This is a genomic window from Kamptonema animale CS-326 (genome assembly GCF_028330895.1).
GTDB lineage: Bacteria > Cyanobacteriota > Cyanobacteriia > Cyanobacteriales > Microcoleaceae > Kamptonema > Kamptonema formosum.
On the sequence record NZ_JAQMUA010000417.1, the window covers coordinates 1 to 9,719 of the forward strand.

Genomic DNA, 9,719 nt, shown 5'->3' on the forward strand with positions numbered 1-9,719 from the left:
GGATGGAGACGTTGGCGCTGTTCGTGTTCCCCACAGCTAAGTCAGGTTTCCCGTCGCCGTTGATATCGCCGATGCTGATGCCGAAGGGGGCAGTGCCAGTAGTGAAGGTGACTTGGGTGGCGAAAGTGGGGGTGGTGGCTCCTGGGGCGGTGGTGTTGGGTAGGATGGAGACGTTGTTGCTGTAGTAGTTCGTCACAACTAAGTCAGGTAAACCGTCGCTGTTGAGGTCGCCGATGCTGACCCCGAAGGGGCCAGCGCTAGTAGTGAAGGTGACTTGGGGGGCGAAGGTGGGGGTGGTGGCTCCGGTGGCGGTAGTGTTGAGCAGGATGGAGGCGTTGTTGCTGCCGGCGTTCGCCGTTGCTAAGTCAGGTAAACCGTCGCCGTTGATATCGCCGATGCTGACGAAGGCGGACTGAGTGCCAGTAGTGAAGTCAACTTTGGGGGAGAAGGTGGGGGTGGCGGCTCCGGTGGCAGTAGTGTTGAGCAGGATGGAGACGTTGTTGCTGCCGCTGTTCGCCGTTGCTAAGTCAGGTTTCTCGTCGCCGTTGAAGTCGCCGATGCTGACACCGAAGGGGCCATCGCCAGTAGTGAGGGTAACTTGGGGGGCGAAAGTGGGCGTGGTGGCTCCGGTGGCAGTAGTGTTGAGCAGGATGGAGGCGGTGTCGCTGTCGAAGTTAGCCGTTGCTAAGTCAGGTAAACCGTCGCCGTTGAAGTCGCCAATGCTGATGGACAAAGGGTTACTGCCAGTTGGGAAGGTGACTTGGGTTGCGAAGCCTAGTAAACCGCTGTAGGTTTTGAGGGTGGTTTCTGTGAGGGCCAGTTTGGGCTTTTGGGGGGATGGGGGGATGAGTTGGGGGATGTCCCAGGTGCCTCCTCGTTCGCTGTTGCCTGTGGTATTGCTGTTGGCGGCGATGTTTGCGCCTGTGAGTTGGTGCACTTGAGCGAGGAATTGGTGGCCTGTGTCTCCGGCTGCTATGTTACAGCCGTAGAAAATAATATCGGCATCGGGAATTAATGCTTTGCGCCACTGTTTGAGTTGAGGGCCGAAGCTTTCTATATTGCTGCTGTTGAGTGTATTTGCGCCGAGTTGTACTGCACCTGGACTGCCGTGAGAGATGATATGGATTGCTTCTATATTTTTTTCAGTTGCTAACCTTTCAGTAATTTGCTCAATACCATCGAGCGTTTCATCTAGGATAATTACTTCAGCATTTGGAGAAACGCCGCTAATTAAACTCTGGTAATCTTCAACATTTGAGTCAATAAAAACTAGATTTGAAATAAATTTTTTCTGTATCATTTGCACTCTATTTACTTTTTCAGCTTTATATGTCTAGCTTCAATAAGGCTTATGCACTCACTAGCATCTCCTATCATGTCAGGCAAATTACTTGCGCTCTGTCATTGCGAGGTACGAAGCGATCGCAATCACCTTTATACCTTACCAAGGACTCCCAATCATCGTGAAGGCAGACCAATAATAAGGATGGGAGAGATTTTTATTAGTCAGATTACCTAATTCTGGCGGTAATTCTAACTCTTTATTTAAGTTTAACAAAATTAAACGACCCTTATCTATGCGAACTTGACCTTTAATCATAGCAATTTGAGCCTGCCGCAAGGCTTCAGCTTTAATCGGCGCGACCTTCAACTGATGGTAAAATTCAGCCATTAACCCTAAAGTACCTTCATCGCTTACATACCAAAGACTAGCCAAAACTGACTTCACCCCTGCTTGCACAGCTAGCCCCGCAAAGCCTAATTCAACGCCATCATCACCCACAGCAGTTTTACAAGCGCTCAACACCAATAACTCAACTTTAGGCGGATCGTTCCAGCCTAGTTCGCGCACGCGATCGAGTGTTAACCTTCTATCTGATAACTGAATATAAGAATTGTTTGGCGATCCTGGCTTAAACTCTCCGTGAGTGGCGAGGTGAATAATTCGATAGGGTCTGTCTTTGCGCTGCGCTTGAAGATTATTAAATGTGAAAGATTGGTTGAGGAAGGAATTGCCATTCCACTCGGAGGTGATATTAGAAAGTTCTAATGGTACTGCGGGTAAAGGTTGATTTTCAGTAAATTGTGAGGCTCCCATTGCTAAAACTTCAGCATTTTTAACGCTTTCATAATTGGTATCTGTTAAGTTGACACTGGGAACGAGTCCGATGCTGTATTTTTCTACTAGAAATTGGGAACCATCATGGAGGGCGGCTAAGGGGAGCGATCGCAACCCCGCATCCATACTAAAAACTAGCGTATCGATGCCCTGAGCTTTCAAATCAGCTTCCAAGGGCGCAATTATCCACTGGTAAAGTTGCTGGGATGCTGGCAAATAGCTCTGAGTATTGCGTTTTCTGGGATTAAGGAGTTCCGACCTGAAGCTGGCGGAGACTTGCATCAAAGTTTCGCGCCGGGCGGCGGGGATGCTTTTGTGAATTGGGATGCCTGTAGGGGGAACGACGATCAGGTCTAATTGTTCGGGGCGGGATAAGGTGTAAATAATGGCTGGTTTTTTACCAGTTTGGCTAGCGATCGCTCTAATTCTTTGCTGTATGGCTGTAAAAGATTGCAAGTCCCGCCTGATTTCCTGGTTGACGTATGACCCCACTTGTTCGCTATAGAAGATATCGATAAAGAAACTGGCTTGAGGGATATCGCCTTTATCAATCTGTCGTGTGATATCGCTAAGACTAACTCTACTTAGAGGCGATACCGTTTGTACAACTTCACTTTCCCAATCGGATCTAGAGTAAAAAATAGATTCAATGCTATTCAGGTTGCTAGATTGTGCGATCGCATTGGTAATTGAGATATCCGGTAAGGATAAGGCGGTGCGGGGAGAGGGAGATAAACTTAGTGCTGGTGTTGGAAATGGCATCGGGGTGAGGACTTCAGGCGCAATGGGGGACGCAACCAATACCGGAGATGTTGGTGATTCTAGTATTGGTGATGGCGCGAGTGATGTCGTTGGAGATGGTATTGGCGATGGTGTGGGTGATGTTGTTGGAGATGGTATTGGCGATGGTGTTGGCGATGGCGCGGGTGATGTCGTCGGTTCTGGTGTTGGAGATAATGTCGGTTCCGGTGTTGGAGATGGTGTTGGAGATGGTGTCGGTTGTGGTGTTGGAGATAATGTCGGTTCCGGTGTTGGCGATGATGTCGGTTGTGGTGTTGGAGATGATGTCGATTCCGGTGTTGGAGATGTTGTCGCTTCTGGGGTTGGAGATGATGTCGATTCCGGGGTTGGAGATGGTGTCGATTCCGGGGTTGGAGATGGTGTGGCTTCCGGCGTTGGAGATGGTGTCGCTTCTGGGGTTGGCGAGGGTGCGGAAGTAACGATCGCAATATTGCCCTGAGTGTAACTGCTAGGCGGCACTGGCACCGCAAACTGCGGCGAAATTGTCTCCGAACCTGATGTAATAGCTCCCGCCGTCCCATTGGTTGTCGCATCGCCGATAATAAAGGGTATAGTAGTGCCCCCCGCATGACTAATCGCGATCGCGCCGCCACTTGTGCCATTAGCGCTGGAAATGCTCACATCTATACCGTTGGTATCTGTAAAAGTGCCGCTGACTGTAAGCAAATTGCCAGCCGTGATGTCAATATTGCCACCAGCAGACTGGAGATTACCTGTAACGGCGATGTTGTTGGCAGCATTGAGGGTAATATTGCCGCTAGAAGTGGCGATCGCATCCACTGCAATGTCTCCTCCCGACTCCAAAATCACAGGCCCGCCTGCTGTCGAAATCGCTCCCACTGCAATACTATTGCCAGAACTAGCACCCGGAGAAGCAAAAAATGTCTCCCCTGCTGTCACATTCGGCGGCACATTCGCAGCATTCGCCAGAGTCGAAACGCCCGATCGCAAAATCAAGGCTGGACTCCCTGAAAGCACCGCCGCATCAGGATCTGCCGAACCAGACAAAGTAGTATCTGGCCCAGTGATGGTAATATCTCCAGCCGCGATCGCGCCTTTTGCTTCCACCTTAAGTGATACTCCTGTATAATCTCCAAACCTCACATCTCCATCGGAGCTGATAATCGGGTCATACAAACTCACAAACCTGCCGCGATCGCCACCCAATGTGAGAATAGCAACATTACCACCCGCAGCAAAGTGAGCATCACCAGAAACATTGCCATTGCTCAATAATGTAATATTCCCTGCGGCTTGAAATGCAGGGCTAGCGTAATTCAGTGCCAAAATATCAATATTTTGATTACCTTGTATAGTAAGATTGCCGCCTGCGATCGCCCTGAAAGGATAACTTCCATCCCGCACCCGCACCGTATTTCCTGCAAACAAATTCAAATTACTTTCAGCAAGTAGCTGGCTTTCTACCAAGGTGAGATTACGTGCTGCCGAGAGTGTAGTATTCTGGCTATTAACAGTAGAATTAGCAACTACCACATCCCCACTTTCCACCCTCAAACCCGCTGTCAAAACCACTTCTCCTACACCATTAACCGCGATGCCACTAGCAGAATTGCCACCTGCACCTGCAAGCAATTGTGGAAGAGACAAAGGCAAAGATAATTGCCCATTCTGTGCCAACAGTCCCCTGTCAACAACGTCGATCTCCAAACTTAATAAATGCCCTTCTTGGCTAATGCGAACTGCATTCTCACCAGGAACAGCAGCAAGGGTAATATTACCTTGAGGAGCATTGAGAGAACCCGTGCTGACGACAGTACCACCAATTAAGGTTATATTTTGTCCAGGCGAGACTGCTAAATTGCCTGAATTGATGATACTTCCCGGTTGGCTGAGACTAAAGTAAAAACACTCGGAGTTCCTATTAGCCTACTGTAATCATTCGCCCCTGCAACATTAAACCAACCTGAATCAAACCCGATGTTAGTAGCAGTTGTAGCAGTAAAAGCTGCCGAGACATTCAAGCTAGCATTAGAACCAAAAATGATACCAGCAGGATTGATTAAAAACAGGTTAGAATTGCCGCCAGTTAACTGAATTAAGCCATTAATCAGAGAAGAATTGCCGCCTACCACCCGTCCTAGAATGTTGCGAATAGCGGGATTAGAGATAAAATTAGCAATCTGCCCTTCGCTGAGTCCAAACTGTTGAAAACTGTGGAAAAGATTAGCTCCATCTTTAGAAGTTTGGCCACCTGTAATATTGAAGCGATCGCCGTCGGGCGTGACAGTAGTGCCAGTACCATCGAGTGCGGGAACAATGGTTTGTGCTTGTATCACCGCTGCACTCACAATAGTTGCTGCGATCGCTAGTATTGTTGCACCCTGTATAGAAAAGAAGGCTAATTTCATTAGCGTAAGTTTTATTAGAACAGCTATACCTTATTGATTTGTCCGTTGGCTGCAAGATAATGGTGACGTATTTGCCTTACACATAGCAGGTTTTGGCTTTGTTTGGGCTTGCAATTTACAGCAGATTTCAGGTAACTAAGGTACAAAAAACGGTTCCTTTAGGGGCGGTGCCCCGTGTCCGCTTATTTGTTGAGTACGCTTCTCGCGTAAGTTTTCACGGTACCAAGGAAAATATATTATGTAAATTTTTGTAAAAAAAGTGATTTTGTAAATTTGAATACAGAATTGTCTGTTATAGTCATAAAAGAAAGGAAAAAAAGTTAAACATTACTCAAGCAATAGAGAGGAAACAGATATGTCTACCGAAGATCAAGCTCGCGCTCTGATGATGCGTCACCACCATTTAGTTAAGAACCGACAGCAATCTCTGCTCTCGCGTACCGCAGCCGAAGTAGGTCTTGAAGATACTAGCTACCGGGGGCACATTCAAGGTAAGCCACAATCCAGCTTCCAAGCTAGTTATGACCGCAGCAATGCAACAATGAGCTAAAAAAGCTCAATTTCCTCCTTTACCCACGCAATTTTACAAAAATTTGGAGAAACCAATCATGTCTACTGAAAATCAAGCACGGGCTTTAATGAATCGTCACCAACACCAAGTCAAGAATCGCCAACAATCTTTACTTTCCCGTACTGCTGAGGAAGTTGGTTTGGATGCTACTCGCATGACTGGCGATCGCAAATAATCGCCTTGCACTTTATACTCCTTCACGTTATTGACCTTAACTACTGAATCGGGAGAATGTAAATTATGTCTACTGAAGACCAAGCACGGACTCTGATGAACCGTCATCAACACCAAGTCAAGAATCGCCAAGACACCATACTTGCCCGCAGCGCTGAGGAAGTTGGCGCAGATCCAACGCACATTATTCATACTGAGGAAGTTAGCGCGGATACAACCCAAGAGGTTCGCGATCGCAAATAATCGCCTCGCAAATAATCGGCTCGTACTTACACCCCCTCACGTTATTTACCTTAATTATTAAATTTGGAGAACCAATCATGTCTACTGAAAATCAAGCACGGGCTTTAATGAACCGTCATCAACACCAAGTCAAAAATCGTCAACAATCTCTACTTTCCCGTACTTCTGAGGAAGTTGGCTTGGATGCTACTCGGATAACTGGCGATCGCAAATAAATTCTGCCCCCATAAAAATGCAATTTACCAAAAAGTCGCGACTTCCTCCCCAGATTAATTCTGTAAAAGAGGAAGCCGCGACTCGCATATTCTATTGATGATATAATCCGCTCTCAGCAGATAACGGCTGTAGCGAGGTAATTATGTCGGACTGGCAAGTAATCAGCGGCGGGGTAACGGCTCCGAGAGGGTATAAAGCAGCGGGTATTGTAGCGGGGTTGAAGCCTTCGGGAGCACCGGATTTAACTTTAATTTTGTCAGAAGTGGATGCGATCGCAGCGGGCGTTTTCACTACCTCTGTTGTGCGAGCAGCTTGTGTGGACTATTGCCGAGGGCGGTTGCAAGATAAACCCAGTGCGAAAGCGATTTTGTGCAATGCGGGTCAAGCTAACGCTGCTACTGGCGAACAAGGCTGGGCCGATGCGATCGAAAGTGCCCAGGTTTTGGCGGGAGCGCTGAATATTTCTCCAGACTTAATTCTCATCGCTTCTACTGGAGTAATTGGACAGCGCATTAAGATGGAACCGTTGAAAGCTGCGATTCCGCAATTGGTAGCTGCGGCTTCTGAAACGGGTTCCGACGCGGCGGCTAAGGCGATTTGTACGACAGATTTAGTACCGAAAACCATTGCTTTAGAAACTTTGTTTGGCGATCGCCCGGTTCGCATTGGCGGAATTTGCAAAGGTTCGGGAATGATTCACCCAAATATGGCAACTTTGCTAGCATTTGTTACTTGTGATGCAGCAGTATCGCCGCATTTATGGCAAGAAATGTTGAGTCGCGCCGCCGATCGGAGTTTCAATCAAATTACCGTTGATGGTGATACAAGTACCAATGATTCTTTGATTGCTTTAGCGAATGGTCAATCTCGCACGCCCGCAATTACGGAAATGGGGCCAGATGCGGAAAAATTAGAGGCAATGTTGACAGAGGTTTGCGTCTATTTGGCAAAGTCAATTGCCCGTGATGGCGAAGGTGCTACTTGTTTAATTGAAGTACAAGTTAGCGGCGCACCCGATGAAGCATCTGCCAGTAAAATTGCCAAAACAATAGTTGGTTCTTCTTTAGTAAAATCAGCAATTTTTGGTCGCGATCCAAATTGGGGAAGGATTGCGGCAGCGGCGGGACGTGCTGGCGTACCGTTCGATCAGGAAAATTTGCGGATTCAATTAGGCGATTTCTTGATGATGGAAAATGGTCAACCTTTGCCATTCGATCGCGTAGCTGCGAGTAATTATATGAAAGCAGCGGCGGCGGGTGAATATTTGAAGGGGGATACTGTTTTAATTCAGGTGAGTGTTGGTAATGGCAATGGTAGCGGGAAGGCTTGGGGCTGTGATTTGAGCTACGACTATGTGAAGATTAACGCGGAGTACACGACTTAATAGATTTCTATGAGATAGAAAGTAGAGTAGACTTAACGAAGTTACAGATGAAGAAAGATTATGCCTTTCCCTAAAGTGCCTAAAAAATTCTTACCCAAGTTAACCTCTGCTTTCTTATTCTTATACGTTGCGGCGACACTACCGTTGCTTACCAATCGCCTCACATCCTTTACTTATATTGTTCAAGCGCTCGTGCAGAAAACTCAAAAGGCAGAAGGGGAAGCGACAGGGAGTTTGAGGCAAGCTATTCAACCTAATCCTTGGGATGGGAGCATTTACCAGGTTCTCGGCTTGCAATTGAGTAATCAAGGTAAAGTTGATGAAGCGATCGCGGCTTACCGCCAAGCTATTAGACTTTACCCCGAAGATGAGGATTATTATCAAGATTTAGGTGAAGCACTTGCTACACAGGGGAAAAGCGATGAAGCGATCGCAACTTACCGCCAAGCCATCAAAGTTAACCCCCAGTGGACTTGGGCTTACAAGAAACTCGGTAGGCACTTCTACTTCAGGGGGCGACAATGAGGCTAAAGCGGTTGCTGGATAAGCTTTATAGCTCTCAATCCCCTCTGATAAAATGATTTCTTATTGCGAACCAAATCTATCATAGATTCTACCCACTCCTGACATTCATTAAAAGCAATTAGCCAATTTTCACCATATAAACCAATCCAAAAGTTACTATGTCTTCTTCTCGTTCTACCTGTCTCTTGGGGACGACACACATATTTTTCTTGTCTCTGAAGCCGAGTTCTTTTTCCTTGTAACCATGCCGAAGTCATCGCCAAAGCTATTAAAATTATTAACGCAATCAATCTATCAGGTGATGCTTGACAACCCTCCAAGTTATATCCTCCTGTTTTGCAGTCTTTAAACATCGCTTCTATGCCATAACGTTGACCGTAAATCTTGATAGTGCTTTTCATATCTGGGAGATTAGTTAATAGATACCAAGGTTCATCTTCTTGTTTTCCATTATATTGTCTTTTCCAAGAAGCTACTAAGTTAAAACGAGAAAAACCTGGATTTTGAGTGAAATTAATCTGAGGATATAAGAGATGATTACCAGGTTTAACTGGAATGGTATTTAGGGCTTTAAATGGCTGTTTTTTTTCTCGAAAAGTTGTATTTCCTTTTTGACGAAGTACAAAGCTGAGATGCTGACGGTGTAACCATTGTGCTAACTCTATACTATGAAACTCACGGTCGCCAATTATCACTAATTTATATTTCTTAAACAACCGAATAACCGGACGTAATACTTGTTGCTGTTCGGCTAAGTTAGAAGCACCTTGTTTATCTAATAACGTCCAGAAGATGGGGAAAGCTCTCTTTTGATAAATCGCACTTACCATTAAGATATTATACTCTTTCCACTGTGTTCTATCCAAAGCCACAATTAATTGAGTTCCCGCTTTAACTTGACGAGCTATTACTTCTTTAATGATCGGGAACCAAATTACCAGGATGCTGAGTGCTTTAATCAATAAAAACCGTTGTATATGACGGCGACGACTGTTTTGTAAAATGGTCAATGGCAGGGTGGCGGCTAATCGTTCTATTCTAACTTGTTTTTGGGATTGTAACAAGCACACTAACATATTCAGGGTAAGTAATTGTTTTGGGTTGAGATATTTTTCCAGAATATTGTGATAGAATGATGGTAACATATTATTAATGTTTGGTCTTGTGATATTAACGAGACATGCACCTTTTTATCACAACTAGGGGCTGGTTCTTCTATTGAGAGTCTATTCTCAATAAGCTCCAACTTTTTTGAGCGAGTTCAGACCCGAAAACATCCTCCCTGCAATGGTTTGGGGGCGATTGTCGCCCCCTGAA

At 46.1% G+C, this 9,719-nt stretch carries 8 protein-coding genes and 1 pseudogene; 6 read left to right on the forward strand and 3 right to left on the reverse strand.

Annotation, left to right across the window (positions count from 1 at the left end; translation table 11 throughout):
- Positions 1 to 1,300, reverse strand: a 1,300-nt coding sequence (locus PN499_RS24575) for a DUF4347 domain-containing protein (protein ID WP_272035488.1), incomplete at its 3' end; no start/stop codon positions are given.
- A gap of 141 nt (positions 1,301 to 1,441) precedes the next feature.
- Positions 1,442 to 5,289: pseudogene (locus PN499_RS24580) on the reverse strand (CHAT domain-containing protein).
- Between the two features lie 355 nt (positions 5,290 to 5,644).
- Between PN499_RS24580 and gifA the strand changes: the two are divergent.
- The 6 genes from gifA (at position 5,645) to PN499_RS24615 (ending at position 8,402) form a co-directional block, all read left to right on the forward strand.
- Positions 5,645 to 5,839 (forward strand): glutamine synthetase inactivation factor IF7A, encoded by a 195-nt coding sequence (gene gifA / locus PN499_RS24590; protein WP_272035494.1) that lies wholly within the window; start codon positions 5,645 to 5,647, stop codon positions 5,837 to 5,839.
- A 58-nt stretch (positions 5,840 to 5,897) separates the two neighbouring features.
- On the forward strand, positions 5,898 to 6,035 hold the full coding sequence (locus tag PN499_RS24595) for a hypothetical protein (protein WP_007355569.1): 138 nt from the start codon (positions 5,898 to 5,900) through the stop codon (positions 6,033 to 6,035).
- Positions 6,036 to 6,100: 65 nt separating this feature from the next.
- Complete coding sequence (locus PN499_RS24600) at positions 6,101 to 6,277, forward strand: hypothetical protein (protein ID WP_272035496.1); 177 nt, start codon at positions 6,101 to 6,103, stop codon at positions 6,275 to 6,277.
- Positions 6,278 to 6,354: 77 nt separating this feature from the next.
- Positions 6,355 to 6,492, forward strand: coding sequence for a hypothetical protein (locus PN499_RS24605; protein ID WP_272035505.1), 138 nt, complete (start codon positions 6,355 to 6,357; stop codon positions 6,490 to 6,492).
- 143 nt (positions 6,493 to 6,635) lie between these two features.
- Positions 6,636 to 7,877, forward strand: a complete 1,242-nt coding sequence (gene argJ, locus PN499_RS24610; protein WP_272035498.1) for a bifunctional ornithine acetyltransferase/N-acetylglutamate synthase — start codon at positions 6,636 to 6,638, stop codon at positions 7,875 to 7,877.
- Between the two features lie 60 nt (positions 7,878 to 7,937).
- Positions 7,938 to 8,402 carry a tetratricopeptide repeat protein gene (locus PN499_RS24615; RefSeq protein WP_272035500.1) on the forward strand — a complete coding sequence of 155 codons (465 nt, stop codon included), beginning with the start codon at positions 7,938 to 7,940 and terminating at the stop codon, positions 8,400 to 8,402.
- A gap of 2 nt (positions 8,403 to 8,404) precedes the next feature.
- On the opposite strand, the gene PN499_RS24620 is transcribed toward PN499_RS24615, so the two are convergent.
- Positions 8,405 to 9,547 (reverse strand): IS4 family transposase, encoded by a 1,143-nt coding sequence (locus PN499_RS24620; protein ID WP_272035502.1) that lies wholly within the window; start codon positions 9,545 to 9,547, stop codon positions 8,405 to 8,407.
- Between the last annotated feature and the right edge of the window lie 172 nt (positions 9,548 to 9,719).

What these genes read in the sequence shown, in the direction of transcription:
- argJ (WP_272035498.1), top strand. Translation starts at nt 6,636, where the DNA reads ATGTCGGACTGGCAAGTAATCAGCGGCGGGGTAACGGCTCCGAGAGGG.
- gifA (WP_272035494.1), top strand. Translation starts at nt 5,645, where the DNA reads ATGTCTACCGAAGATCAAGCTCGCGCTCTGATGATGCGTCACCACCAT.
- PN499_RS24595 (WP_007355569.1), top strand. Translation starts at nt 5,898, where the DNA reads ATGTCTACTGAAAATCAAGCACGGGCTTTAATGAATCGTCACCAACAC.
- PN499_RS24600 (WP_272035496.1), top strand. Translation starts at nt 6,101, where the DNA reads ATGTCTACTGAAGACCAAGCACGGACTCTGATGAACCGTCATCAACAC.
- PN499_RS24605 (WP_272035505.1), top strand. Translation starts at nt 6,355, where the DNA reads ATGTCTACTGAAAATCAAGCACGGGCTTTAATGAACCGTCATCAACAC.
- PN499_RS24620 (WP_272035502.1), bottom strand. Translation starts at nt 9,547, where the DNA reads ATGTTACCATCATTCTATCACAATATTCTGGAAAAATATCTCAACCCA.
- PN499_RS24615 (WP_272035500.1), top strand. Translation starts at nt 7,938, where the DNA reads ATGCCTTTCCCTAAAGTGCCTAAAAAATTCTTACCCAAGTTAACCTCT.